Below are 26523 nucleotides of genomic sequence, written 5' to 3'. Positions count from 1 at the left end.
GGACGCGGAGTCCCTCGGCCCTCAGGACGTGAACGAGGAGACGCGTGGTCGAACGGAGGCCCCCCACGTGAGCATGTACGCCCAGGCACGTCTGGCCCTGCTGTCCGGCGCGGCGGCCCTCATCGTCATGCTGGTCTTCGCCGGGCTCCGGAGCTTCGTCCTGGTGGGCGTCGGGCTCGTCGGAGTGTCCCTGACCGCTGTCGCCGCCTGGCTCGTCCTGTCGCACCGGGGACCCGTTCGGTGGATGGCGGCGCTGTTGCTGGTGGCGGCTCCCGTCGCCGTGATCGTGTGGTTCTCGCGGGTGGGACTGCTCAGTGTCGTGATCTGCTCGGTCCTCCTGTGGGTGCTGGCCGCGGCGTGCGGACGCGCCGCGCTCGCCCAGGAGGGGCGGTCCCGGATGCCCGAGCTGCCGGCCGTGCCGCCGCGACGGCCGTACATCATCATGAATCCCCGCTCAGGCGGGGGAAAGGTCGGCTCCTTCCGCCTTCGCGAGAAGGCCGAGGCGATGGGCGCCCACGTGGTGCTCCTCGACCCGGAACATCCCCAGGACGTCGCGGCTCTCGCGCGCCGGGCGGTGGACGAGGGGGCCGACCTGCTGGGAGTCGCGGGTGGCGACGGCACGCAGGCCCTCGTCGCCGGCGTGGCCGCGGAGCGGGACGTACCGTTCCTGGTCGTCAGCGCGGGCACGCGCAACCACTTCGCCCTGGACCTCGGACTGGACCGGCGCAACCCGGCGACCTGCCTGGACGCCTTGGCCGACGGGGTCGAGGTCCGGGTCGACCTCGGCAGGATCGGCGGCCGGCCCTTCGTGAACAACGCGTCCTTCGGGACGTACGCGGAGGTGGTCCGGAGCCCGGCGTACCGCGACGACAAGATCCGTACGATCCTGGCGCTGTTGCCGGACCTGCTCGCGGGCCACACCGGCCCCGGGCTCAGTGTGCGCGCCGCGGGGTTCGCCGTGGACGGTCCGCAGGCCGTTCTGGTGAGCAACAATCCGTACGGCCGGGGTGACGCGGCGGGCCTCCGCAGGCGCAGTCGGCTGGACACCGGCACGCTCGGCGTACTGGGTGTGAAGGTGACCAACGCCGCCCAGGCGGCGGGAATCCTGCGTCACGGCCGGGCCGGCGGTTTGACCTCGGCACGTGTCCGCGAGGTCGTCGTGGACTCGGACGGTCCGGTCATCCAGGTCGGGGTGGACGGCGAGTCCCTGACGATGCCGGCGCCGGTGCGCTGTCACGTGGAGCCGGGAGCACTGCGGGTCCTGCTGCCCCGGCACCGGCCCGGGGCCGGTGCCGGGGCACCGATGAACTGGCCCGAGGTGCGCAGACTTGCCTTCACGACGAAGCGGGCCGCGGGCTCCGGCCGGTAGCCGATGGCGGGTGGCCGCCGGTGGGGTGCGGGCCGCGGCGCGGTCTTGCCACCGGCTTCACAGCTGGGGAACGTACGGGGCGATACCGACGATGAGGACGGACCGTTCGCCGGGCCCCGGCCGGGAGCCCGCGCGGACCGGGCCGACGTAGTGGCTGACCCGGTGGTCGTGGACCGCGTAACCGTCCAGTGGGTCGGTGAGGGTGAAAGCGGCGTGGATGTCCGCCCACGGGTCGTCGGGCTGGAGGCCCGCACCGGCCGGTGTCGCGATGACGTTCTGCCCGCCGGTGACGTTGGTGCGGCTGATCAGATGGGCGAAGGTGAACGTGCCGGTCGAGCCTCCGTCCTGATGGAGGCAGTTCGGTGAGGACACGGCCTCCTGCCCCGGCCCGTCGACGCCGAGTCGGATCAGGTGGACACCGACCCACAGGGGACGTCGTCCCAGATCCTTCGCACTCAGCGCCTGCTCGACGTCCCCGTGCAGGAGTCGCAGCAGCAGGGCGTTGTCGAGCAGGGTCTCGGGGATGGCGGGGAGCGCGCGTCTCGGGCGGAGGCGCTCACGGTCGTCGCTGCCCTGCGAGAAGTCCGTGACCGTTCCGTGTACGGGGTCGGGGGCCCCGGGAATCCAGGACAGCTCGCCCTTCCACGGTAGGTGCACGGCGTGCGAGTACCGGCGGAACCGGTTCGTTCCCGGCACGTACGGATCGGGCGGCAGCGCCGAGCAGACCTCCTGGATCCTGGCCAGATCGGCGGCGAGGGATCCCGCCGGGACGGTACCGAGCCGGTCCGCGCCGAAGCGGGTGAACCCGAGCTCGCGCAGATCCTCCGGGCCTCCACCCGCCCGGCCTCCAGCCGGATCGGCCGCCTCGCAGGGTGAACTTCGCCCGGGTTCTGCCTCTTCCACGCGTCCTCCACCCAAGTAGCCCACCAGGGCCACGGATCCGCCCTGCCCGCGTCGGTCCGGGGAGCAGTCGGCATCCTTCCATGCGAGCGAGGAAAGTTCGCGTACGCACGAGCCCCGCAGCGGCCTGTCTGCTGCGGGGCTGTCGGCTCAAGCGAACTCCGAGCGGCGGGGGTCAGCCCTTGACGGTGGGCACGTTCGGGACGCAGAACAGGCCCTGGAGGTATCGGAAGACGATGTGCTGGCCTTCGGGACACCAGCCCTGGTTCGGGTCCTTGTCGAACGGGATGCCGTCGTACACGCCGCGCGTGCAGAACGCCTTCGCGTCACTGTTGTATCCGCCGAAGAAGCCGCCGTTCTTGAAGCACTGATCGGCGGTGACCGTGGTCGCGGTCGCGGTCGCGGTGGCGGCGGAAGCGGTCGCCACGGGTGCGATGGCGAGAGCGGCCCCGAGGGCCAGGGCGGCAGCAAAGCGGTGTCGCATGAACAACTCCTGAGTAGGTCGGACAATTTGGCAAACGCCGCCCCTCATGCTTCCCGCCCGGCAACCCGCGGACCACAGGACCCGACCCCTGTTCCGCCCCTAAAAGCCCCTTACCGCCACCTCCGCAACCCCCGTCCCCGGAAGACGTGTCGGAGCCGGGAGCCGGGAGCCGGGAGCCGGTGGACGGGAGCCGTAGGTCGGCCCGAACGGCCTGTCAATCCTCGTCCGTGACCGTGTCCCAGGACGGCAGCGACGTTCCGGCCGCGGTCGTGATCCCAACGACCTCGCAGCCCATGTGGAGAACGGCACCGAGGAGGCGCTGCTCGACCCGCCCGCTTTCCTCGGGCGGGAATTCGACCCGGATTTGGTGGGGCCCGGAGGCGTCGTAGGTGAGCAGCCAGTCGTCATCGAGGGTGGCGAAGTGGTCCTGTCCCGTCTCGTCGTGCTCGGACCGCCATGAGCCCCGGTCGGCAGTGGGAGCCAGTGCTTCGAGCAGGAGCCGTAGGCGTTCGGCGTGGGAGAAGGGGCCTTCGGACAGCCGCAGGCACCGGTGCGTACGCGGACGGAAGGAGTCGAACCAGGGAGCCAGGCCCGGATCCATGCCCACGAGCACATCGGAATCCGTTTCCCCGAGGGTCCAGCTCTCGATGAACTCGGCCGCGCCCATGGCGTGGGTCTCGTACCGGCCCTCGCTGCTCCATACCACGACGGGCCATTCCTGGGGGTCCCCGCCGGTGAGCCAGCACAGCCGGTCGGCGTCCATCGTGGTGCCCCAGATCAGCAGTGCGCCGGGAGCGGGATGCTGCGGATACGGGTGGAGCCTGTGGTCCTGTTCGCGGGATCCCGTCGGGTGGACCCGCTGCCATTCGATGCCGTTGTGCCTGCTCGTTCCGAACGGTGTCCGGAGGCGGAGGAAGTCACAGAACTCACCCCAACCGTACGCCTGGACGAGCTGCTTGTAGTCGTCGGGAAGCGGGGTCCCGAGCATCGCCTCCGCGCCGGCCCAGTCACCACGGGAGTCGACGAGGACGGCAGGCGGTTCAATGAGCCGGAGCAGCCGGACCAGCGGGTCGTCGTGGTCGGGCGTGTTGGTTTTCCGATCAGCCATGGAGGCACCGTATGCGTCACCACGCGCGGGGATCGACGGGGTTTCGCACCGGGGCGGAGCCCCGACGCACTGCCGGGCGAATTGCTCAACATCGTTGTCCGGGCTGCGAAAACACGTGCGAGCGCCCCGGATCGCCGGGCAGTATGTGTGTTCGAGTACGCCATGATCACGAGGGGGGCCTCACACGTGAGGAAGAAGAACACCGTCGCAGTCGTCGCAGCAGCCGTGCTGGCCGGGTTGGTGACGGCCGCAGGTCCGGCCGGGGCCGCGCCGTCCGCCGGCTGCATACCGGAGATCCGGACCCTGCAGGCATTGCCCGTCGGGTCCGTCGCGGACGGGGGGACCGTGTCGGACTTCGGCCGGGCGGATCTGGCGGTCGGCACCAGCAAGGGCCTGCCCGTGTACTGGACGGGCACCACGGTGCACGCCGTGCCCCTGCCCGACGGGTGGACGGGCGGGCAGGTCTCATCGGTCAGCGATGGCGGGCTGATGGTCGGCACGCTCCGGCGCGACACGGACACCACCGTCGCCTTCAGCTACCGCCCCGGTGACGCCGCGGTGAAGACGCTGACCACCCCCGGGCGCCACGCGTCCTCGGTGGCCGTCAACGAGGGCGGACGCATCGTCACGAGCGAGGACGGCATCGCCAAGGAGTGGGCGAACGGCAAGGTCGTCCGTGAACTCCCGCTGCCCGCCGACGCCTTCCCCGGCAGCAAGCTGTCGGTGAAGGCGATCAACAAGCGGGGCGACGTCCTGGGCCACGTGAACGCCGAGTTCTACGACCAGGACAACGACCAGAACATCATGCGTTTCCACCCGGTGGTCTGGCCCGCCGGTGGCTACCCGCCGTACAGCCTCCGCGTCTGGAACGAGGAGGCGCAGGTGTACAGCACCGTCGGCACCGGCATCGACGAACGCGGTCGGGTGGTCGGGCACGAGCGGACGAGCTGGCGCGAGCTGCGCGAGCACCGTCCGGCGACCTGGAAGAAGCCCTACGACGCCCTGCCCACCGAGCCCGGACGGCTGGCGGGGGAGCCGGAGTTGGCCCTGGAGGGCACGAGCCCGACCTCGGGTGTGGCAGTCGGTTACGCGGCGTCCTACGAGGAGCTCTGGACGGCGAGCACCCAGCCCGCGTACTGGCCGGGCAAGGGGCCGGTGCTGGCCCTGCCGGGCGGGGACGGCCCCCGTCGCGGCAGCGCCCACACCGTCACCGACGACGACCGGGTCGGCGGCACCCTCCTGGACGCGAACGGCCTGGGCAGCCCGACGGTGTGGACCTGCGCCGCCAAGCAGGCCTACCTCCCGCAGGGGTAGCGGCACCGCGGTACCACCCTGAACGTCCACCGGCCGACCCCCGGACGTAGGGCGACCCACCGCCACTGCCGAGGTGGTCACACACCATGACCGCGGCGCGGCCGGCGGTGACGCCGAACTCGGGCCGACGCACGACGGCGGGGCCCGACCGGCAGATCCGTCCGGCCCCGCCGTCGGGCCCCGACCGAGGTCAGGACCGTGTCGGGGCCGGCCCCCGGCGACGGACCGTGGGCCGCGCCTCCGGCGGAGTGCAGGGATCCCTAGGTGCTCAGGGGGAAGGAGGCTCCGGCGCGTACGGCACGGATGACCTCCTCGTGCAGGGTACGGCTGGCCTGCTCGTCGGCGCAGGGGACGGGGCTGCCGGCCATGGGCAGCCACTCGGACGCACCGCTGTACTGCACCGTGACCTGCGCCAGGCCGTCGGCCTCGGTCCACGTGGTGTGAATGTCGAGCTCACCGGTGAGGACGGGACCCTTCTCACCTGTGTGCACACCGTCACGCCCTGCGAAGACCCCGCGCGTGGTCCATGACGCCCAGTTCATCCGGCCTCCCGGCAGTTCTTGGTGCTACCAGTGTGCCCTGCGGATGCCGATTGCCGAGTGCGCCGAGCCGCGAGAGGTCGCCATTGGCGCGGAGTTCGTCGCATGCGGGTGGGCGAGCCGGAACCTGCCCGGAGTGCCCGAGCGGATGGCCGCCCACCGCCCCGGGCGGCTGTGGGACGGGAACGGGGAGGGCGCACGTCCCGGCGCGCCGGTCACTTCCCGCGGGTAAGGGCTACCAGCCCTGCGAGCCGGGCGTGCCCTTGAACGGACCCGTGATCTCGGACGTGATCCAACCGCCGTAGAAGTCTCCCGGCTGGGCTTCCACCGGCTCGTCCTCGACCCAGCAACCCTCGACCCTGGTCGGGTAGAAGGCGACGCAGCCGGTGATCGGGGCGAAGGCGGGCGAGGGATCCTCGTAGCTCCAGGCGGCCTTCACGGATCTGTCGCGATCCGGGACTACGAGGTCCCAATACGTTGCGATTCCCTTCCACTCGCAGAACGAGCGCGACGCGGATCGGACCAGGAAGTCCGCTCGGACGTCGTCGAGCGGCAGGTAGAAGACCGGCGGGTGACTCGTCTCCAGGACGCGCAGAGCCCTGCGGGTATCGGCCACCCGCACGCCTGCGTACGTGACCACCACGTGCCGATCATCAGCCTCGACCCGGGGCGGGCGGGGATAGCTCCAAACGGACTCGGCCTCCCGTCCGGATCCCTCACTGCCGCTACGCATCACTGCCGCCCTCCGGATTCGGCCGCGGGAGCGATCCGCGGCAGTAGGTGGCCATCCGTACGCACCCGGTCTCCTGCGGAGGCCTGACGGGTGGGGCTGCGGACGCTGTCATGGTTCCTCCTTCGTGTGCGTCGGCCGCGAGCGGCCGGCCGGCCGGCTGTTGTTCCGCCGGATGGACCTGGGAGCGGCCGGCCGTCACCCTCTCCCTTCGCCTCTTCCGGCTGAAAGGTTGCAGCGCATACGTCCCCCGCCGCGCGTGATCCCACGATTCGTAGGAAACGACAGAACGGTCGGGCAGTCCCGGAGGTGGATCATCGACCCGGTCCGCACACCGTCCGACCGGCACGGTCGCGTCCGCACGCCGCCCGGTGCGGGGCGGTGGAGGTGCTTCACGCCGTCGATGGCGCAGCACCCCGCTCGTCCGGGCCTTGTCCCTTGTGGAGTTCGGCGGTGAACTGTGCGCCGGTGAGCAGGGCGAGGTTGGAGAGCCAGAGCCAGACCAGGAAGACGACGATCCCGGCCAGGGATCCGTACAGGCGGCTGTAGGTGCCCAGGAAGGAGGTGAACAGGGAGAAGCCCGCGGAGACCGTCAGCCACAGGACGGCCGCGAGCGTGCCGCCCGGCAGGCTGTGGCGACGGCGGTGGGCGGAAACCGGACCGGTGTGGAAGAGGACGACCACGAGGGCCGCGACCAGGGTCAGGAGCAGCGGCAGGCGGACGAGTCCCCAGACGAACGGGACGCCGCTGTCGAGGTGCAGCAGATGGCCGATGCCGGTGACGACGGGGCCGCTCAGGATCAGGACGAGGGAGATGACCGCGAGCAGTACGAGCAGCGTGAGGGCTGTGGCGAGGATCCGGTGGGCCTTGCGCCAGGGGGAGCGCCGGTCGGGGACCCGGTGCATGTGGTGCAGCGCGCGGCGGAAGACGGCCAGGTAGCTGGAGGAGGACCACAGGGCGCTGCCCGTGCCCGCGGCCAGGAGCGTCCAGGCCGCGGAGTGCCGGAGTCGGGTCTCAGCGGACATGCGGTATCCGGTGGGTCAGGTGGCTCATGCGCAGGCGGGTGTCGACGTCGTAGGGGGCGGTCGCGGCTCGGGCTTCGGCCGCCAGGGCCGTGAGGGGTTCGATGACGGTGTCCGGGGTGGTGTCGGGGTCCAGCCACAGGCGCAGGTCCAGGCGCAGGCGCCTGCGGCGATGGTGGACGCGGGTACGGCAGCGGCCGATGCCGTCGATGGTCAGCGCGCGCTCGGTGAGTGCCTCCTCCAGGGCGCGCGTGCGCAGGGAGCCGCCCGCCGCGGCCAGCGGCAGGGTACGACGGCGGCGGCGGTGGAACCGGCTGAGGAGCCGTTGGGCGAGCAGGACGGAGGCGAGGACTCCTACCGTGATGACGGTCGGAGTCCACCATCCGTGGGTCCGGAGATCGGCCAAGGCCTCACGGTCGAGCAGGGTCGCGTCGGGCGGCGCGGTGGGCGGACCGGCCGGGAGCCACCCGGAGAGCGAGGTGTGGGCGGTCGCCGACCAAAGGCCGCCGATCAGCAGGAAGAGGCCCACGGCGGCGAGGAGAAGCCGGTTGGCAGTGGTACTCGGTGCGGCCATCAGACGCCTCCCTTCCCCGGGTCCGGAGCGGGGGTGTCCGAGCCGGACGCGGAAGCCTGCCAGGTCGATAGAGGGGTCACGGTCACCTTGTGTCGGAGGGTGTGCCGGAGCGCGCAGGCGGTCAGGATCCGGTCCACCGCAGCCGTGGCACGAAGGAGCGCCGCGTCCTGGTCGCCGAAGGCCAGACGGGCACGGGCAGTGACGCGGCGGCGACCGACCCGGACCCGCACCGCGTCGATGCCGTCCACAGCGCCGACCGCGTCACGCACCAGGGTGGCCACGGTGGAGCGGTCCACCGCGACCGTCCGGCACGCACCCGAGCCCATGACGACCAGCCGCCGCCGGTGCCCGGGAGCGAACGCCAACACGATGAGCACCACCCCGACCATGGCGACGGCCAGGGCGCCGATGGTGACGGCCCGGTCCGCGAGGCGGTGCCCTGCCAACCACTCCACCGTGGACATCCGCCAGGCGGCTGCGGCGTGATGGGTGGCGTGGACGCGAATGACGTCGGCGGTCACCGCCGCGAAGACCAGCAAGGCCACGAGGAGCAGAACCACGACGGGCAGGCTGCGCGCCGACCACCACCGGCGCGGGCTGCGCCGCGGCGACCCGGCCGATGGCGTCGCGGCCGGCAGCCCAAGTGCCTTCTTACGGGCGACCAGTTGGTCGACGGCGAGTCGCGGCCGGACGATGTCCAGCCCCGTGAGCTGCCGGGTGCGATCCGCGACGTGCTGTTGCACGTGGCGGGTCGTGTCCGAAAGCGGCGCGGGATAGGGCAGCGCGATGCGCAGGGCCACCGCGGCCCTGCGGCCGTCGACGGTTGCCGTCCCGCCGACCTTGCCGACGATCGTGGCGGGGAGCGCTTCCCCCACCGCCCGCTCGGCGATCTTGCGAACGACCTTGTCCGCGACGGTGGTCGTCCCACGCGCGGCGGGCGGGGTCGACCCGCGGGGCGCGGGGGCGGTCATCGCCGGCCCCGATCGAACATCGCCCGCAACTCGTGCGGCTGTCCGCCGCCGTCCAGCCAGGCTCCGACGGCGAAGCCGATCGTGCCGAGGGCAGCGACCAGCACGAACGCGGCGAAGCCTCCGAAGTATCCGGCGAACGCCAGAGCCATCCCTGTGAACATCCCGATGAACGCCCTGCTCACGTCTTCTCCGCCTCTCTGCCCGTGCGTCCGAAAGGGGACGGCGCGGTGGTCATTGGCAACCCGTGCACACCCCGTGCCCGCTATTCGACGCGGGTCTCACCGGACGCGGTCCGGTCCTCGTCCTCGGGGAGGTGGACGTCGTTGACGGCGATGTTCACCTCGACGACCTCCAGGCCGGTGATGCGCTCCACCGCGCCGATGACGTTCTCCCTCACATCGGCCGCCACCTCGGTGACGGAAACGCCGTACTCGACCACGAGGTCCAGGTCGATGGCGGTCTGCCGCTCCCCGACCTCGACCTTCACACCCCGACCGATGTTCGGACGGCCACCGGGCACCCGGTCACGAACCGCGCCCAGCGTGCGTGACAGGCCACCGCCCATGTCGTGGACGCCGGGGATCTCCCGCGCGGCAAGTCCCGCCACCTTCACCACGACGACATCGGCGATGGACGTCTTCCCCCGCGTCTGTGCGGGCTCGTCCACCCCCGGCCTGCCGAGGGTGATGTCGGTCGTACCCGTGGCCGTCGTGTCCGTCTGGGCGCGGTGGTCCTTCTTCGGCGCCGGAACCAGCTGCTCGGTGGGCATCGTCGTACATCCCTTCTCCGGGCGCCGCGGGAACCGGCGCCGTGATGTGCTGTCACTTCCATAGACCCGGGCGACGGCCGGCTGTGACGCGGCCGCCACGAGAAATCCGATCCGCTCGCCGCGCGGGCTCCACGGCCTCCGGATTCAGGTGCCGTCGGGCCGCTTCCGCACGAAGGGTTCTCGCGGGCTGACCCGGACCGCACCCCGACGAACCTTCGAGCAGCGCCCACCCGATCACCCCACCGCTCCGAACCTCTCGGATGGACGCCCACCGCCCGTGCACGACACCATTCCGGGCAGATTCGTCACATACCGGTTTCGGATCGGGCTGCCGGGAACATGCGGGGGATCGGAGGAACCCCGTAACGAAATGGGTGTCTGCTGTGTCCAACATGGAGAGCGCGAGAGGAGCCGACGCGTGACGGCTGAGCGGGACGAAGGCCCACAGGAGTCAGGAGCAGGGGCGGAGCACGACGACGCCCTCCTCACCTCCCGGGCGGCGGAAGGGGACGAGGAGGCCTTCGAGGCCCTCGTCCGCCGGCACGGCCCTGCCCTGCTGCGGCTGGCGGCACAGTTCCTGGGCAACCGATCCGAAGCGGAGGACGCGGTCCAGGACGCATTCGTCAACGCTTGGCGCAAACTCCCCGAATTCCGCGGCGACGCCGGATTCGGGACCTGGATGCACCGGATCGTCACGAACCGCTGCCTGAACGCGCTGCGGGCCAGACGCCCGATCACCGACATCGACGTGCTGCCCGAGCAGGCGGCACCCGAACACCAGAGCTCCCCGGAGCGAGCCGCGGAGTCCCAGGCCGCCGTCCACGCCTTGGGGAAGGCGATGGCACTCCTCTCGCCGGAGCAGCGCGCCTGTTGGATCCTGAGGGAGATCGAGACAATGCCGTACGAGACGATTGCGGAGACGGTCGGGATCAGCCAGGAAGCCGTACGGGCCAGAGTCTTCCGAGCACGGCGCTGTCTGACGGAGGCGATGGACGCATGGCGATGAACGAACCCCACGAGCCACTGAACGGCGCGGGCACCGAGGACGACGACACCGTCCTGCCCTGCGGCAGGGACCTCGCGCTCCTCTGGGACGAAGGGGCACGGAACCAACCGGGCGCGACCGGGCAGGGCGACGACGACCCGCACCCGAAGGGATGCCCCCACTGCACCGCCGCACTCGCGGACCTCGCCCTGCTCCGCGACGCCGCCCTGCACCGAACCCGCGAGACCGGCGCCGACGGCGACACCGACACCGACATGGCCCGGCTCACCGCGAGCATCATGAACGTCGTGCGCCTCGAACTCCGCCCCGGTCACACCCTCGCACTGGGGGACACGGACGAGGACGCCTGGATCTACGAAGCAGCCGCGGCCCGAACCTTCCGCGCGGTGGCCGAGCGGGTCCCCGGGGTGCGGGCGGGCAGCTGCCGCATCCATCCCGAACCCTCCCCTCGCCCCGATGCCCGGACACCGGCCCGCGTTCGGATCGAAGTGACCATCGGGATGCACCAGGACCTCCAACCGACCGCGGACCGGATCCGCGCAGCGATCGCGGAATCCGCCGAACAGGCCCTGGGCCTGCGGATCACCGCCATCGACGTGGTCGTCATCGACCTCCATGAAGAACCCACCACCGAGGACCCCCGATGACCACAGCGAACAGTGACGAAGCGGCCCGGACGGCCATCGCCGACGCCGTCCTGGGCGTGAGCGGCGTAGCCTTCCTCAAGCCCGCGCTCGGTGACGTCCTGCGCTCCGCCGTCGCCTCCAGGACGGGCCCGCGCACACCGGGAACACCCCTGCGCGGCAACGCCGGTGTCCGGATCACCCGTACCGACGGGCAGCCGGCGCGGGTCGAGGTCCACGTCGTCCTGCTGCACGGGCACCGGGCCGTGGACGTGACGCGGGACATCCGCGACGCCGTCCGCACGGCGTACCCGACCGGCACGGGGACGACCCCGGTACGGGTCACGGTGACCGGGATCCTGTGACGGGAGGTCGTCGAGCCAGGTGGTCCGCCGAGCCGACCCGAACCCGGCACTGATCGCTCGAACCGACACGAGCATCCTTCACGGCGGGCCCGGCCCGGTGCCGCGGTTGCCCGACCCCGGTCGTGACGCGACCGAGCCCGCGACCGTCGGGCAGTGGCAGGATGGCGTGGTGTCCGAATCCCTCCGTGAACTCCGGCTGCGCGGAATCGCCTTCAACGAGGCGGCACCTGCCGACGTGCTGAAACGTCTCCTGGACGAAGCGGCCGGCGAGGCCGGCTTGCTGATGTGCGAGCGCCGCGACCTGCCCGACGCCGTCATCGACGCGGCACTGCGCCACGAGGTCGATCACATCCGGCGTGCCCTCGCCCGCAACCTGCACGTCGACCCCGCACGCCTCGCCCCCTTGGCATCGGACCCTTCGGGAATCGTCCGCGCGCACCTCGCCGGAGGCGCCCGCGGCCGGCTCGTGCCCCGATGGGTCCGGCCCCTGCCGAACGACATCCTCGTCACCTTTCTCACCGCCCAGGACGGGGGCGAGGACGGCAAGGTGGATGAAAAGGACATCAGCGGGCAACTCTGGTGCTCCCGGCGGGTCCCCCGCTCCTTCCCGCGGGACATGGCAGGTCACGACCACCCCGCACTCCGCCTGCACGCCGCGCTCCAGTGGCAGTCGCTCACCGCCGCGCAGCGCGATGCGCTGCTCGACGACCCGGACCCCACGGTGCGGACGGAGGCCAGGGAGCACAACTGGGTGCTGGACCCGGAGGCGGTGGAGGCCAGGCTTCAGTCCGTCGAAGCACGCGAAACCGTGTACATACTCGCCACTTGTGCCCTGTCACCCGCGGTCGTCGCGCAGTGTGTCTCGGACGGCGAAGTGCACCTGCTGGCCGGGAACCGCCATGCTCCGGCCGATGCCCTCGCGCGACTCGCCCGCCACCCCGATGCGGAAATCCGCAGCCTGGTCGCCACCCGGCCCGACTTGGGACCGGAGGCGGCGGAGCTGAGGCAGGATCCGGACGAGGACGTGCGGATGCGTGCCCGACTTCAGCCCCTCATCCGCACCTGGGGCGAATGCGAAGCGGTTCGGAGTGTGCTCGATCACGGTCCGAACTGCACCTGCCCGATCACGGTCTCACCCGACGAGCCGTCGACCGACTGGTACGCCACCTGCGCGGTGTCCGAGGAACCGGTGCTCCGCCGGGTCGCGGCGAGTTCGCCCGGCCTGCCCGCAGAGCTCGTCGGGACGTTGGCGCTGGACGACGACGAGGAGGTGCGGATCCGGTTGGCCTGCCACCACCCACTGGCGCCGCCGCACCTCCTGTTGGACGTCTTCGTCACCCGCCCGGCCCACCGTCCGCACCTGCTGACCCTGCCGGCGTTCCCCCGCACGGGATGGACCCACCTCATCGGCCACCCGGACCCGGAGGTGCGCGCCCGGGCCGCGGCCGACCCGATGCTGACCGAACCTCCGCTGGAGGACCCCGACGACGCGGTACGCCGGGCGGCGGCCACCAACCCGACCCTGACAGCGGCAACTCTGGAAGCCCTCCTCGCCGACCCCCGCACCGCAGAGGGCGCCGCGGCCAACCCCTCCCTCCCGGTTCCCCGCATGCACGCCCTCCTCGACCATTGCCTGAACGCCGCCATCACGCCGTAGCGATCCGTTCGCAACGAGAGCAGACCGAAGAAGTCGGCCTTGACGTGATCGAGTTGTGGAGAACGCCGCTCGACGCGGCCCGGCAGGCGACGCCCCGCTCGCCCTTGAAGCCCGAACTCCGCCTCGCCCGCTGAAGCCCACAGCCGCCGATGGAACCCGAAGGGCCGTGTGGACATCTCAACTACGAGTCCACTCAGGAGGTTTCGGACGGGTGAGTGATCAGATGGGTACGGACGAGGACGTCATCAGGCCGCTGCCGGTGCTCCTGCGCGAGCATGCCGGGAGCATCGGGGACCGGGTCGCCTTCGAGGACCCCCGAACCCGGCTGACCTACCGGGATCTGGAACGCAGAACCCGACGCCTGGCGGGGCATCTCGGGGGGCTGGGCCTGGCGCGCGGGGAGCGGGTGGCCGTCCTGCTCGGCAACCGGGTCGAGGCCGTCGAGAGTCTGCTGGCCGTCACCCGGGCGAGCGCGGTGGGTGTGCCGCTGGACCCCGACGGCTCCGGGCCGGAGCTGGCCCACCTGCTGGACCACAGCGGAGCGCGCGTCCTCGTCACCGAATCCGCCCGCCTGCCCCGGCTGCGCCCGCTCCTGGAGGCCCGCCCCGCACTGACCGTGCTGGTGCTCGCGGAGGCCGAGGACCCACGGGGGACGAACCCGAACGGTGCCACCCGGGGCCACCCGCGGCCGGGCAGCACGGACCACGGCCTCCTGCACTACGAGGACCTGGTGGCCACCGAACCGGGCACGCCCGCGCCGGACGACCTCGGGCTGGACGAGGTGGCCTGGTTGCTCTACACCTCGGGCTCCTCGGGCACCCCCAAGGGCGTACTGCTCACCCAGCGGAACCGCCTCGCGCCCGTGGCCGCCGGCCTCGTGGGCGTCCTCGGGATGTCCCGGCAGGACCGGCTGCTGTGGCCCCTGCCGCTGCACCATGCCATGAGCCACGTGGTCTGCGTGGTGGGGGTGGCGGCCACCGGGGCGAGCGCCATGATCCCGCGCCGGTTCACCGTGGCGGAGGTGCTGTCCGAACTACGCCGCACGGACGCCCCGTACACCCTCCTCGGCGGGGTGCCGACGACGTACTCCGCCCTGCTCGACGAGGTGCGCGCCGAAGCGGCACGCCGTACGGGCGAGGACGACGCCGAGCGCGACCGCCGACCACCAGCGGGCCTGGGCGCGCCCGCCCTGCGCGGGTGCGTCAGCGGTGGCGCCTCGGCGGGGCCCGCGTTCCGCCGGGAGTTCGAGGAGGTCTGCGGCGCCCCCTACCTGGAGCACTACGGCAGCACCGAGGCGGGCCCGGTCACCATGGCGGCGCCGGGCGCCCCGACGAAGGCCGAGTCCTGCGGCCGGGTGCTGCCCGGCACCCGGGTCCGGGTCGGCGGCGGAGCGGACGGAAGGGACGTGGGCGAAGGGGAGTTGTGGGTGAGCGGGCCCGGAGTGACGGCGGGGTACCACGGCAATGCGCAGGCCACCGCCGCGGTGCTGCGCGACGGCTGGTTCCGCTCCGGAGACCTGGCCCGGATCGACGCGGCTGGGGAACTCGTGATCACCGGCCGGGCCGGTGATCTGATCATCCGCGGCGGGGCGAACATCCACCCCTCGGAAGTGGAGGCCGTGCTGCGCCGGCTGCCCCGGGTGGCGGACGCCGCCGTGGCCGGCCGCCCGCACCCCGCCTTCGGCGAGGTACCGGTCGCCTTCCTGGTCCCCGAGCCCGGCCGCGTACTCGACCGAACCGAAATCCTGGCGGCCTGCCGCCGGGAACTGTCCCTCTTCAAGGTGCCCGCCGCCCTGTACGAGGTCGAGCGCATCCCCCGCACCTCTTCCGGGAAGGTACGGCGGCACGGGCTCGCCGACCTGACCGGGCGGCGGCTGGGCGCAACGGCACCGGCCGGGGATGCGAGGGCCGACGTACTGGCCCTGGTGCGGGGCGCCGCAGCGGACGTACTGGGCTGCGCGCCCGATGCGGTGGAGCCCGGCACCGCGCTGCGGGACCTGGGGATGGACTCGTTGACCGCAACGGTGCTGCGGGAGCGGCTGGCCGCGGCGACCGGCATCCCGCTCTCCGAGGCCGTCGCCTTCGACTTCCCGACGGTCGCGGCCCTCGCCGACCACCTGGGCACGCTCGGCGCCGGCGCCGGCGAGGCCGACACCGGAACCGCCCTCCCCGACTGTGCCCGGGCCCCCTCCGGCGGCGGGGACCGCGACGACGATGACGACCCGGTGGTCCTCGTCGGGATGGCCTGCCGCTACCCGGGCGGGGTGAGCACCCCGGAGGAACTGTGGCGGCTGGTGGCCGACGGGACGGACGCCATCGGCCCGTTCCCCGCGGACCGGGGCTGGGACACCGACGGGCTGTACGACCCCGACCCCGACCGCCCCGGCCGGACGTACGTCCGCGAAGGTGGATTCCTTCGCGGCGCGGACCGCTTCGACGCTGCCTTCTTCGGCATCTCGCCCCGCGAGGCGCAGGCCATGGACCCGCAGCACCGGCTGCTGCTGGAGGTCGCCTGGGAGGCCGTCGAACGGGCCGGGATCGACCCCCTGACCCTGCGCGGTTCGGCGACCGGGGTGTACGCCGGACTGATGTACAGCGACTACGCCGCCCGCTTCGCGGTGACACCCGAACACGTGGAGGGCTACCTCGGCATCGGGAACGCCGGCAGCGTCGCCTCCGGTCGTATCGCGTACACCTTCGGCCTGGAGGGGCCGGCGATCACCGTGGACACGGCCTGTTCCTCGTCGCTGGTGGCACTGCACCTCGCGGGCCAGGCGCTGCGCCGCGGCGAGTGCGCGCTCGCGCTGGCCGGCGGGGTCACCGTAATGTCCTCGCCCGCGTCCTTCGTGGAGTTCAGCCGACAGCGGGCGCTGTCCCCGGACGGCCGCTGCAAGGCGTTCGGGGCGGCGGCCGACGGCACGGGCTGGGCCGAGGGCGCCGGGATGCTGCTGCTCAGCCGGCTGTCGCACGCACGCCGTACGGGCCTCACGGTGCTGGCCGTGGTCCGCGGCTCGGCGGTGAACCAGGACGGCGCGAGCAACGGGCTGACCGCACCGCACGGCCCGGCACAGCAACGGGTGATCCGCCAGGCCCTGGCCGACAGCAGGCTTGCCCCCGCGGACATCGACGCGGTCGAGGCCCACGGCACCGGCACCCGGCTGGGCGACGTCATCGAGGCGGAGTCGTTCCTGGCCGTCCACGGGCGCCCGTCACGGCAACGACCGCTCTGGCTCGGCTCGATCAAGTCGAACATCGGCCACACCCAGGCCGCTTCCGGCGTGGCCGGCGTGATCAAGATGGTCCAGGCGATGGAGCACGGCGTACTGCCGCGCACGCTGCACGCGGACGAGCCGAATCCGGCTGTGGACTGGCCGGCGGGGCGGGTGGCGCTGCTGACCCGGGCGGTGCCGTGGCCCGCCGGCGACCGCCCGCGCAGGGCCGGTGTCTCCTCGTTCGGAATCAGCGGAACCAACGCGCACGTCGTCCTGGAGGAACCCCCGCCCGAGGACCGGCCCCGAGCCCCCCGCCCCGAACCGGCCCCCGGTGCCGTCCCCGTACCGTTCGTACTGTCGGCCCGGAGCCGGTCCGGGCTGCGGGACCAGGCCCGGCGGCTGCACGAGCACCTGTCCGCCGTGCCCGGTGCGGATCCGGTCGACATCGGCTACTCGCTCGCCACCACCCGCGCCTCCTTCGAACACCGGACCGTGCTCGTGGCCCGGGACCGGGCGGAACTGATCGCCTCGCTCCGGGCACTGGCCGGGGGAGGACGCCGACCGGGCGTCCACACCGGTGCGGCCCGCCGATCCGGCCCCCTGGCCTTCCTCTTCACCGGGCAGGGCAGCCAACGCCTCGGCATGGGAGTGCAGTTGTACGGTCTGCGGTCGACGCACGCCGCCTTCGCCCGCTCCTTCGACGAGACCTGCGCGCTGTTCGACCCCCTGTTGCCCAAGCCCCTGCGGGACGTGGTGTTCGCCTCCGACGCCACCGAGGCCGACGCCCTCCTGCGCACGACCCGGTTCGCGCAACCGGCGATCTTCGCCCTGGAGACGGCCCTGTTCCGGCTGCTGGAATCCTGGGGCGTGCGTCCCGGCCTGGTCGCCGGGCACTCGATCGGCGAGGTGGCCGCGGCCCATGCCGCCGGGGTGCTGTCCCTTGAGGACGCCTGCACCCTCGTGGCCGCCCGGGGCCGGTTGATGGACGCTCTGCCGGGCGGCGCGATGGCCTCCGTGGCGGCCGGCGAGGACGAGGTCGCCGCCCATCTGGCGCAGACGGGGTGGCCGGTGGAGATCGCCGCCGTCAACGGCCCGGCCGCGGTGGTCGTCTCCGGGGACGAGGTCGCGGTGCGCGAGACCGTCGCGTACTTCCGTGACCTGGGCCGCTCCACCACGCCGCTGCGCGTGAGCCACGCCTTCCACTCCGCTCACATGGATCCCATGCTGGCCGAGTTCGCCGAGGTGGTGAAGGGCCTGTCCTTCGCCGCCCCCGCGCTTGCGTTCGTCTCCCCGGTGGAGGGGCGGCAGGCCACCGATGAGGAGCTGAGCACACCGGAGTTCTGGGTGGACCACGTGCGCCGACCGGTCCGGTTCGCCGACGCGCCCGCCCACCTCCGAGCACGCGGAGCGGCCCACCTCGTCGAGCTGGGCCCGGACGCCGTGCTCACCGGCCTGGCACGCACCTGCCTCACCACACCGGAGCCACGGCCCACGACGGGACCGCCGCCCCCGACCGCCGACACCTCACAGGACGGTGCACCCGCCCCGCTGATCCTCCCGACGCTGCGCGGCGCACGGCCGGAGGCGGGCGCGTTGCTCGACACGGTGGCCGCGCTGCACGCGCACGGCGTTCCGGTCGACTGGCGAGCCGTTTTCACCGGCCACGGCGCGGCATGCACCGCGCTGCCCACGTACGCGTTCCAGCGCCGCCGGTACTGGCTCGACGCGGACCCCCCGCGGACGCCGGCGCCCGCACCGGCCGGTCCGCCCCATCCGCTCCTGCGGTCCCGGACGGCCACGGCCGACGACGACGGTCTGCTGCTGGGAGGGCTCCTCTCCCTGCGCGACCAGCACTGGCTGGCCGACCACACCGTGGGCGGGAACGTCCTGGTACCCGGGACAGCGTTCGTGGAGATGGCCCTGTACGCGGGCGAGCAGGTGGGAACGCCTGTCCTCGACGAACTCACCCTGACCGCGCCCCTGCCGCTGCCCCCGGACGGGAGCGTCGAGGTCCAGACGAAGGTGGCGGGCCCGGACGGCGCGGGCCGACGGACCCTCACGGTCCACGCCCGTCCCCACGACCCCGCGGGGACCCCGGGCCCTTGGCGCCGGCATGCGACCGCAACCCTCGTACCGGAGGGCGCAACGGCCCGGGAAACGTCCGACGCCCCGGCGTCCGAACACCCCTGGCCCCCGTCGGGGGCGGTCCCGATCGACCTCGACGGGGACCCGGCGGCCGGAGCGCCCGACGGCGCGTACGCGCGCCTGGCCCGTGCCGGACTCCGCTACGGCCCGACCTTCCGGGGACTGCGCGCCGCCTGGCGCCTCGGTGACGAGGTGTACGCCGAGGTGACCCTGCCCGAGCCCGACGCCGCTCCCGCGACGGGGGAGGGGACGGCGCGCTTCGCCCTCCATCCGGCACTCCTCGACGCCGCGCTGCACACCGTGGCGCTCGCCGAACTCCCCCCGGGGGAGGGCGAGGACCGGCACGTGACCGCACCGGGCGGGGGAGCGGTGGCCCTGCCGTTCGCCTTCGCCGGGGTACGTCTGCACGCCTTCGGCGCGCGGCGGCTGCGGGTACGCATGACGCATCCCGGCCGAGCGGCCCCCGAGGTGGCGGCGGGGATCCGGCTGGAGTTGACCGACGAGGCGGGCGCCCCCGTGGCGACGATCCGTCGACTGACCCTGCGGCCCCTGCCGCCCACCGGCTCCGGCACGACGCGACATCCGGTCGCCTCGCTGTTCCGGGTGGACTGGACGCGGTCGCCGCAGCAGCCCTCGGACGGCCCGGTGCCGAGGTGGGGGGTTCTCGCCGGCGCCGACGCCGGTGCCGACACCCGTGCGGTCGCCCAGCCGTACGACGTCCTGCCGCACGCGCGTGACGGGATCCCGCTCCACACCGACCTCGCGTCGGCCGCCGCCGACGCACCGGAGGTCGTCGTCGCCCTCTGCCCGCCCCCCTCGGCGGCCGAAGGCGCCGTGGATCCTGCCGGGCAGGTGCACCGGACGGCGCGTTGGGCCCTCGCCCTGGTGCAGGCGTGGCTCGCGGAACCGGGGCTCGCCGACTCACGCCTCGTCGTCGTCACCACCGGCGCCGTCGATACCGGCGCCGTCGATACCGTTGATATCGATACCCGTACCGGCACGGGCGCCGGTACCCGGACCGCCACCGCCCAGGCAGCCGTGTGGGGACTGGTCCGCTCGGCGCAGCGGGAGAACCCGGACCGCTTCGCCCTGGTCGATCTCGACGACGACCCCGAATCCGCGACCGTGTTGCCCGCACTCCTGGCGGACGCCCGGCCCGAGACGGCCGTACGGCGCGGCGTGGCCCACGTACCCGCGATCGTCCGCGTACCGGAACCGGCGACGACGGCGGACGCGCCGCACCCCGTACGCGGGCTCGACCCGGAGGGCACCGTCCTGATCACCGGGGCGACCGGTTCCCTGGCCATGACGGTGGCGCGCCACCTCGCCACGACGTACGGCGTCCGGCATCTGCTGCTCGTCGCGCGACGCGGCTCCGACGCCCCCGGAATGACCGAGCTGTGCGCAGAGCTCGGAGAACTGGGTGCCCGGGTCACGGTGCGGGCGTGCGACGTCGCCGACCGGCGGGCACTCGCCGCCCTGCTCGACGAGGTACCGGCAACCCACCCGCTGACCGGGGTGGTGCACACCGCGGGGGTGCTCGACGACGGCATCCTCGCGGCGCTCGACGGAACCCGGCTCGACCGTGTGCTGCGGCCGAAGGCGGACGCCGCCCTCGCGCTGCACGAGCTGACCGCGGACCGCGAACTCGCCCTGTTCGTCCTCTTCTCCTCGGTGGCCGGGGCGTTCGGCTCCGCCGGTCAGGCCGGCTACGCGGCGGCCAACTGCGTCCTGGACGCCCTGGCCCGCGAGCGCCGACGGCTCGCCCTGCCGGGCACATCGATCGCCTGGGGACCCTGGCAGCAGAGCGGCGGCATGATGGCGCACCTCACGGACCGGGACCTCCGACGGATGGCCCGCGCCGGATTCGCCCCGCTCGCACCGGACGAGGGCCTCGCCCTGTTCGACGCGGCCGTCCGCGGGGCCGAACCGGCTCCGGTGGCGGCCCGTCTCGATCCGACCCTCGCACCCGGCGCGCCATCCCGCCCGACCGCGACCCGACCGACCGGCTCGGAGGAGCGAACCGGGAACACCGGTCGGACCGCAACCGCCCTACCGGGCCATCGGGTTGATGTCCCGGCCGCCGACCCGCTCGTCCGTCGGCTCGCCGCCGCGCCGCCCGGTGAGCGCAGCGGGCTGCTGCTCGCCGAGGTGCGGACGCTGGCGGCCGAGGTGCTCGGTCACACCGAGGACGACGAGGCGATCCACCCGGACGACCTGCTGGCCGATCGGGGACTCGACTCCCTGGCCGCGGTCGAGCTGCGCAACCGCCTCGCGTCCGCGACGGACACCGTCCTCCCGCCCACCCTGCTGTTCGACTTCCCGACCCCCCGCGCGGTCGCCGCCCACCTGGCGCAGCAGGGCGGGACGCGCCCGACGCAGCCGCCCGCGACACCGGCCACCACCACCGCGGCGGGCGAACCGGCGCACGACGCGGAGTTGCCCGACTCGCTGGCCGGGCTCTTCCGTACCGCCTGTGAGCGCGGACGCAGCATCGAGGCCATGGGGCTCCTCACCCTCACCGCGCGGCTCCGCCCGGTCTTCGACCGCGGCGAGGCGCCGGGGGCGGCAACGGAGGCGGTCCCGCTCGCCGCGGGCGGAACGGAAGCCCGGCTGCTCTGCTTCCCGGCGCTCAGCGCACTGTCCGGACCGCAGGAGTACGCCCGCCTCGGCCGGGGACTGGCCGGCCTGAGGCCGGTCACGGCCCTGCCACATCCGGGGTTCCGGCGCGGGGAACGGCTGCCCGCCACGCTCGACGCCTTCGTCACCGCCCAGGCCGCCGCCGTTCTCACAGCCGCGCACGGCGAACCCTTCGCCCTCCTCGGCCGTTCGGCCGGCGGATGGGTGGCCCAGGCCGTGGCGGAGCGGCTGGCGGCCGAGGACGCCGCCCCGATCGCCGTCGTCCTGCTGGACACCTATCCAGCAGCCCGCGCCGACGCCGATGAGGCCCTCGCCCCGATGACGGTCGACATGCTGCTCCGGGCATCCCGGTTCGCGTCATCCGACCCCGACCGGCTGACCGCCATGGCCGGCTACTTCAGCCTGTACTCGGGGTGGCGCCCCAAGCGGTCGGCGGCACCGACCCTCTTCGTCCGCGCCGGGGAACCGCTGCCCGGCACCGCCCCCGCGCCCGCCTGGCCCCTTCCGCACGCCGAGACCACCGTCCCCGGTGACCACTTCACCCTCCTGGAGGGACACGCGCGCTCCACCGCCGACGCCGTCCACCACTGGCTGACCGAACTGCCCGACCGACCCGGGCAAGCCGGCGGACAGGCGTGACGGGTCAGATCGTGACCGTGCCGTGGGCGGTGGCGAACTCGACGGTGACCAGGCCCGGTTCCTCGTCCGCGACCCAGGTGACGTCGATCTGGTCGAGGGGGTGATCGGCCGGTTCGCCGAGGAATTCGGCGATGGACGCGGCATCGCCGGCGATGGAGACCCCGTGGATGGTGGTCGAGGTGCGCGGGTCGGAGCTCGGGCGTTCCTCGGTGGGAACCAACCATTGGAGGAAGTAGGGCAATTGTGGGTCCTCCATCAGTTCCAGCACACCGATCTGCTTCCACCTCAGGTCGAACCCGTCGGGGCGGACACGGTGGCCCTCGGCCGAGGTGCGGCCGAGGCGGGCCTCGACCGGGGAGATGTCATCGACGGACACCACCCAACCGAGCCAGCCGCCACCCTCGGCGGCGCGACGCGCGACCGCCTGGCCGAAGGGTGCGCGGTCGGCGGCGGGGTGGTCGAGTGTCGTGACGACCTCGACGTAGGTGCCGCCGCTCAGCGGGAGAATGAAATTGCGGGTGCCGAATCGCGGGTGCACACCCCCGTCGACGAACCCGGCGCCGAGGGCCGATCCGATCCACTGGACGGTCGACACGAAGCTGTCGCGGGCCACCGCATAGGACACGTGATCAAGTTTCACTGCGGGATCATCACCCGGTAACCCGTACAACTCCCGACGCCACGCCCGCAGCCCGGGCCGTCTCCGTCGTGGGTTCAGCCGTGGAGCGGATCGATCGCCACCACCCCGGCCGGGAGGTCCGGTCGAAGCACGTGCGCTTCCGCGGCTGGTGAAGCCGCTCATCGGCGCAGCGCGTGGGTTGCGCGTCCCACCGGATCGTCAGGTGGCTCTGGACATGCTCCCGTGCCACTGTGATGATCAGTTGCATGATTGACTTCCGAAAGGCCCATGCCGCGTAAACGGCCCAGCGTGCTGCGCGCGCAACGACCGGTGCCCCAACAGGTCCATGGAGCCGCCCGCCATCAAGGCAAGGGGTATCCCAGGCGCTGGCGTCTCTCTCCACGGACCGTCTCCCTGATCCATCGCGAAGAGTACCGACGCCCTCACGAAGGGTTGTGGCCCGGAGCGACCGGGGATGCGCTCGCCGTCTACCGGAGCTTCCTCGCGCGACCGGGCAAGTACCGGTACCTGAGGTGGTCCATATGCGGTTGTAATGACCACGATTTCCTGGACAACGTCGCGGCGGCACGGGACCTCCTCGAAGTGGCCGTATTCAGGCTTCCGCCGCGTCCGCGTCAGGAACTGGAACGGCTGCTGGCTCGAATGGATGAGGAACTGTGGCGTAGAACCCTCCCGGACCCGTTCGCGTATCGGCAGGCGCATCGCAGGGGTGGTTGGTGGCACTGGCGGCTCTATCACGAGACCAGTCACATGTGACACTCCGACCCTCCGTGTGACCATCGCGTGGTGACGTTCACCGCCGGCCGGCTCCGCGTCACTCACGAGGCGCCATCGTCGAGAAGAAGGAGCACCACATGAGTCCCCGTCCGGTCCGGATCCTGCTGCGCGCGGGCGGGGTGGGCGCGGTGGCCGTCCTCGGGGCGTGCCTGACGTTCGGAGGACCGTTCGATCCGTCGCCCGAACCGCTCGGCGAACGTCAGCTGATCGATGCCCTGCCGAGCGGGAAGGAGGTGCCGGGCCATCACGCGCGCCGAGCCGTTGCGGACCTGTCCTTGGGCCCCTCCCAGGAGCACCCGTGTGGTGCCGTGGAGTCCGCGCTGTTCACCCGTCACCACCGGCCCCTGGGTGCGGCCGAGGTGGCTCTCACGCCGGTGGGGCAGGAGAAGGCGCGGCACGACATCGCGTTCTACAGCTACACGAAGGACGACGCCGCACGGATCATGGGGCGGATACGCGCGGCCGTACCGAGCTGTGCGCACTACAACTCCTACTATGCGGACCTGTACTCGCGCCACGGCCTGCGGCCGACGGAGTCCCCGTACCGTGTGGGGGATGAGACGGTCAGCTACCGGATGCTCGAACCGCCGCCCGGAGACGTTGCGTTGGCCGGATCTCACCTTCCCATGGGACCGGGTCCCCTTCAGGAACCTGGCAGGACGATCACGTTCGTCCGGACGGGCGGTGTCATCACCCAGTACAAGGATCCTGTCCCGAAAGCGGTGGCCGAGGACTTCGACAGAAGATTCAGGCGGGCCGCGACACGGTGAGTCGCTCGCCCTGCACGGGAGCGTGCGGACCGATGGTGCGTGAAGGCTTGTCGCGGCTCTGATGGAACCCGGATGGTCGTGTTGCACATGCCGTAGCGGCATGTGGTGTGGTCGGGGCATCACCGAACGAAAGGCCCCGTCCCATGTACCCCTCCATCACACCTCCCCGCATGGTCAAGATCGGTGATGCCGCCGCGTTCGCCGGGACCACCCCGCGCGCCATCCGCCACTACCACCACATCGGCCTGCTGCCGGAGCCGGAGCGAGGCGGGGACGGCCGTCGCCGCTACGGCTACGACGACATGATCCGCCTGCTCTGGATCCGCAAGGCCGCGGAGGTCGGCATCAGCCTCGACGACATGCGGGCCGCCTTCGACGATGCCCGGGACATCGAGGACATCCTGAGCGGACTGGAGGAGACCCTGGCGGCGCGGGAGATCGAAATCGCGCGTCAGCGCGCGGCCATCCACCGCCTGCAGGCGGTGGGCAACCCGCTGGGGCTGCTCTCCGAACTGGTCACGGACCGCCTCAGCCGGCTGCCCCCGGGGTCACTGCGCCCCTCCGACCTGGACACCCTGCTGGTCACGGAACGGATCTTCGGCCCGCTGGGCGCCGCCATCCAAGCCGGCGTGTTCATCGTGCTGGCCACCCACCCCGAGCTGAGGGCCGAGGACGACCGACTCGACGCGGCCGAGGCCGCCCTCGACGACGGCGTCGACCCCCACGACCCACGCGTCGAAGAACTCGCCGTCCAGCGGTGCGCCCATCAAAGGGCTCTGGAGCAGGCCGGCGAGGCAGCCGGGTTGGACGAGGCCGAGGAGAAGCTCTTCGAGATCTACGACGCCGACCTGAAGGGGGAGGAGGACACCCGGATGAGTGCCTTCGAAGCGATCACCAAGATGCCGTACGACTTCTCCCCCGCCCGGATGCGGTGCATGGAACTCACGGCGCAACTCCTCGCCGCAGACCACTGAGCGCTCGTGCCCGGCGCCGAGGTGGTCCGACAGCCGGTCGCGTCGCGTCCGTCCGACCGGGGCTCGCCACGCCTCACTGCGGCCCCGCGCGAAGCGACCCCGTCCCCGGGCCGCCGGGACGTCGGCGTCCCCCTACGCCGACCGCCAGCGTCAGTTCGAGGACGCCCTGCGGCGATCCGAGATCGGGGAACAGCTCCCGCAACTGCGACATCCGGTACCGGACGGTCTGGGGATGGACGAACAGCGCCGCCGCCACCTCGTCCCGCCTGCCCTGGTGCAGCAGCCACGCCCGCAGCGTCTCCTCAAGCCGCCGCGAGGTCGCGTCGGGCAGGGCCCGCAGCGGCGCCAGGGCTCGGGTTCGAAGGTCTGCGAACGCGTCCGCGTCGGCGCTCAGCACCAACTCGGGCAGGTGGTCCTCGGTGTCGCGGATGTCGGGGGAGAGGGAGCGCGCGCGCACGGCGCGTGCGTAGGAGGCGGACGCACGCGTCCATGGCCGGGCCGGGCCGACCACAGCGGTGAGGTCGGGCAGCTGCCTCAGAAGATGCGCCCGGTCGGCATCGGGGACGAGCAGCACGCCGGAGGCCTCCGGCAGGTCGTCGAGGACGAGGGTGCCCGGATCGAGCACGCGGTAGGTCGGCCGGGCCTGGGCGGCGGGCAGCAGGACCGCGGTCAGGGATACCGGCGGCTGCCACCTCGCCCGTTGAGCAGCGGCCAGGAGCGCGTCCGGGCTCGCGCCGGCAAGGAGATCGCGTGCCAGTTGTTCCAGGTGGCGTTCGTGGGCGCGGCCGCGGGCGGCCAGCTCGTCGGCGTGACCCGCGGCGCTCGCGGCGGACAGCTCGTCGATGTAGGCGAAGGTGAGCTCGGCGAACTTGGCGACCTCGGCGGCGGGCAGTCCCGCGGGTACGGCACCTGCGGCCAGGCCTCGCCAGGCCACGCGGGCGCCTACCCGGTATGCGCTCAGCAGGGCGTCCATCGAGCGTCCGTCGCGGACCTCGCCGCGGCCCAGCTCGTAGGCAGCCGCGCCGGCGTCGCCGCCCGTGGCGTTTCCGCTGGCGAGGTCCAGGTAGAGGCCCAGGGCGGTGCGGACGGCTCGCCGGATGGTGGCGCCCATTCGGCCGGAAAGGGCGTTGGCGTAGGGAGGGACTTCGTCGATGATCGCCTGGACGACCTCGTCGGCGGTGGTCCTCAGCGCGGCCCTGAGCGCCGTGACCGTCGTCTCATCCAGGACCAGCTCACTGGCCCTCCGGGTTGCATGGCTCACGTTTTTGTTCCCTGCGAACAATTCCACTGATCAGA

At 72.5% G+C, this 26523-nt stretch carries 20 protein-coding genes and 1 pseudogene; 9 read left to right on the top strand and 12 right to left on the bottom strand.

Annotation, left to right across the window (positions count from 1 at the left end):
- Window positions 1-73: 73 nt before the first annotated feature.
- Window positions 74-1369 carry a diacylglycerol/lipid kinase family protein gene (locus ACZ58N_RS19345; RefSeq protein ID WP_471161445.1) on the top strand — a complete coding sequence of 432 codons (1296 nt, stop codon included), beginning with the start codon at window positions 74-76 and terminating at the stop codon, window positions 1367-1369.
- Between the two features lie 57 nt (window positions 1370-1426).
- Here the strand turns inward: ACZ58N_RS19345 and ACZ58N_RS19340 are convergent, their stop codons facing one another.
- From ACZ58N_RS19340 to ACZ58N_RS19330, 3 genes are all read right to left on the bottom strand, one after another.
- Window positions 1427-2272: a 2OG-Fe dioxygenase family protein gene (locus ACZ58N_RS19340; RefSeq protein ID WP_471161103.1), complete on the bottom strand. Its 846-nt coding sequence runs from the start codon at window positions 2270-2272 to the stop codon at window positions 1427-1429.
- 172 nt (window positions 2273-2444) lie between these two features.
- Window positions 2445-2753, bottom strand: a complete 309-nt coding sequence (locus ACZ58N_RS19335; RefSeq protein ID WP_471161101.1) for a hypothetical protein — start codon at window positions 2751-2753, stop codon at window positions 2445-2447.
- Window positions 2754-2967: 214 nt separating this feature from the next.
- Entirely contained in the window at window positions 2968-3861 is an 894-nt protein-coding gene (locus ACZ58N_RS19330) for an SMI1/KNR4 family protein (protein WP_471161098.1), read from the bottom strand.
- A gap of 186 nt (window positions 3862-4047) precedes the next feature.
- Here ACZ58N_RS19330 and ACZ58N_RS19325 point away from each other — a divergent pair, with 186 nt between their 5' ends.
- Complete coding sequence (locus ACZ58N_RS19325) at window positions 4048-5175, top strand: hypothetical protein (protein ID WP_471161095.1); 1128 nt, start codon at window positions 4048-4050, stop codon at window positions 5173-5175.
- 260 nt (window positions 5176-5435) lie between these two features.
- Here the strand turns inward: ACZ58N_RS19325 and ACZ58N_RS19320 are convergent, their stop codons facing one another.
- From ACZ58N_RS19320 to ACZ58N_RS19290, 7 genes and pseudogenes are all read right to left on the bottom strand, one after another.
- Window positions 5436-5666 (bottom strand): hypothetical protein, encoded by a 231-nt coding sequence (locus ACZ58N_RS19320; protein WP_471161093.1) that lies wholly within the window; start codon window positions 5664-5666, stop codon window positions 5436-5438.
- Window positions 5667-5949: 283 nt separating this feature from the next.
- On the bottom strand, window positions 5950-6357 hold the full coding sequence (locus ACZ58N_RS19315) for a DUF427 domain-containing protein (protein WP_471161090.1): 408 nt from the start codon (window positions 6355-6357) through the stop codon (window positions 5950-5952).
- 479 nt (window positions 6358-6836) lie between these two features.
- Window positions 6837-7442: pseudogene (locus tag ACZ58N_RS19310) on the bottom strand (YihY/virulence factor BrkB family protein); the annotation flags it as partial.
- Window positions 7443-7458: 16 nt separating this feature from the next.
- A complete protein-coding gene (locus tag ACZ58N_RS19305; RefSeq protein WP_471161087.1) occupies window positions 7459-8040 on the bottom strand; it encodes a hypothetical protein in 582 nt (193 codons plus the stop codon).
- Complete coding sequence (locus ACZ58N_RS19300) at window positions 8040-9011, bottom strand: DUF6286 domain-containing Asp23/Gls24 family envelope stress response protein (RefSeq protein WP_471161085.1); 972 nt, start codon at window positions 9009-9011, stop codon at window positions 8040-8042. The genes ACZ58N_RS19305 and ACZ58N_RS19300 overlap by 1 nt, the downstream gene beginning before the upstream one ends.
- The gene (locus ACZ58N_RS19295) at window positions 9008-9193 is read right to left on the bottom strand and encodes a hypothetical protein (protein WP_471161082.1); all 186 of its coding nucleotides are present in this window, start codon (window positions 9191-9193) and stop codon (window positions 9008-9010) included. The genes ACZ58N_RS19300 and ACZ58N_RS19295 overlap by 4 nt, the downstream gene beginning before the upstream one ends.
- A gap of 80 nt (window positions 9194-9273) precedes the next feature.
- Window positions 9274-9780 carry an Asp23/Gls24 family envelope stress response protein gene (locus tag ACZ58N_RS19290; protein WP_471161079.1) on the bottom strand — a complete coding sequence of 169 codons (507 nt, stop codon included), beginning with the start codon at window positions 9778-9780 and terminating at the stop codon, window positions 9274-9276.
- A gap of 418 nt (window positions 9781-10198) precedes the next feature.
- On the opposite strand from ACZ58N_RS19290, the gene ACZ58N_RS19285 reads away from it, so the two are divergent.
- The 5 genes from ACZ58N_RS19285 to ACZ58N_RS19265 all read left to right on the top strand — a co-directional run bounded on the left by ACZ58N_RS19285 (window position 10199) and on the right by ACZ58N_RS19265 (window position 22066).
- A complete protein-coding gene (locus ACZ58N_RS19285) occupies window positions 10199-10786 on the top strand; it encodes an RNA polymerase sigma factor (RefSeq protein WP_471161077.1) in 588 nt (195 codons plus the stop codon).
- Window positions 10783-11433: a hypothetical protein gene (locus ACZ58N_RS19280; protein ID WP_471161075.1), complete on the top strand. Its 651-nt coding sequence runs from the start codon at window positions 10783-10785 to the stop codon at window positions 11431-11433. Before ACZ58N_RS19285 ends, ACZ58N_RS19280 begins: the two co-directional genes overlap by 4 nt.
- Window positions 11430-11774, top strand: a complete 345-nt coding sequence (locus ACZ58N_RS19275) for an Asp23/Gls24 family envelope stress response protein (RefSeq protein WP_471161073.1) — start codon at window positions 11430-11432, stop codon at window positions 11772-11774. The genes ACZ58N_RS19280 and ACZ58N_RS19275 overlap by 4 nt, the downstream gene beginning before the upstream one ends.
- A gap of 169 nt (window positions 11775-11943) precedes the next feature.
- Window positions 11944-13431, top strand: coding sequence for a hypothetical protein (locus ACZ58N_RS19270; protein ID WP_471161071.1), 1488 nt, complete (start codon window positions 11944-11946; stop codon window positions 13429-13431).
- Between the two features lie 211 nt (window positions 13432-13642).
- Window positions 13643-22066 carry a type I polyketide synthase gene (locus ACZ58N_RS19265; RefSeq protein WP_471161068.1) on the top strand — a complete coding sequence of 2808 codons (8424 nt, stop codon included), beginning with the start codon at window positions 13643-13645 and terminating at the stop codon, window positions 22064-22066.
- 4 nt (window positions 22067-22070) lie between these two features.
- Here the strand turns inward: ACZ58N_RS19265 and ACZ58N_RS19260 are convergent, their stop codons facing one another.
- On the bottom strand, window positions 22071-22706 hold the full coding sequence (locus tag ACZ58N_RS19260; RefSeq protein ID WP_471161064.1) for a VOC family protein: 636 nt from the start codon (window positions 22704-22706) through the stop codon (window positions 22071-22073).
- Window positions 22707-23560: 854 nt separating this feature from the next.
- Between ACZ58N_RS19260 and ACZ58N_RS19255 the strand changes: the two genes are divergently transcribed.
- Window positions 23561-24253, top strand: coding sequence for a hypothetical protein (locus ACZ58N_RS19255; RefSeq protein ID WP_471161061.1), 693 nt, complete (start codon window positions 23561-23563; stop codon window positions 24251-24253).
- A gap of 143 nt (window positions 24254-24396) precedes the next feature.
- A complete protein-coding gene (locus tag ACZ58N_RS19250; RefSeq protein WP_471161058.1) occupies window positions 24397-25227 on the top strand; it encodes a MerR family transcriptional regulator in 831 nt (276 codons plus the stop codon).
- A gap of 73 nt (window positions 25228-25300) precedes the next feature.
- On the opposite strand, the gene ACZ58N_RS19245 is transcribed toward ACZ58N_RS19250, so the two are convergent.
- Window positions 25301-26488 (bottom strand): PucR family transcriptional regulator, encoded by a 1188-nt coding sequence (locus ACZ58N_RS19245; RefSeq protein ID WP_471161055.1) that lies wholly within the window; start codon window positions 26486-26488, stop codon window positions 25301-25303.
- Window positions 26489-26523 lie beyond the last annotated feature (35 nt).

Source organism: Streptomyces sp. NPDC040432 (assembly GCF_055595445.1).
This window is presented reverse-complemented; position numbering and strand designations above follow the sequence as displayed.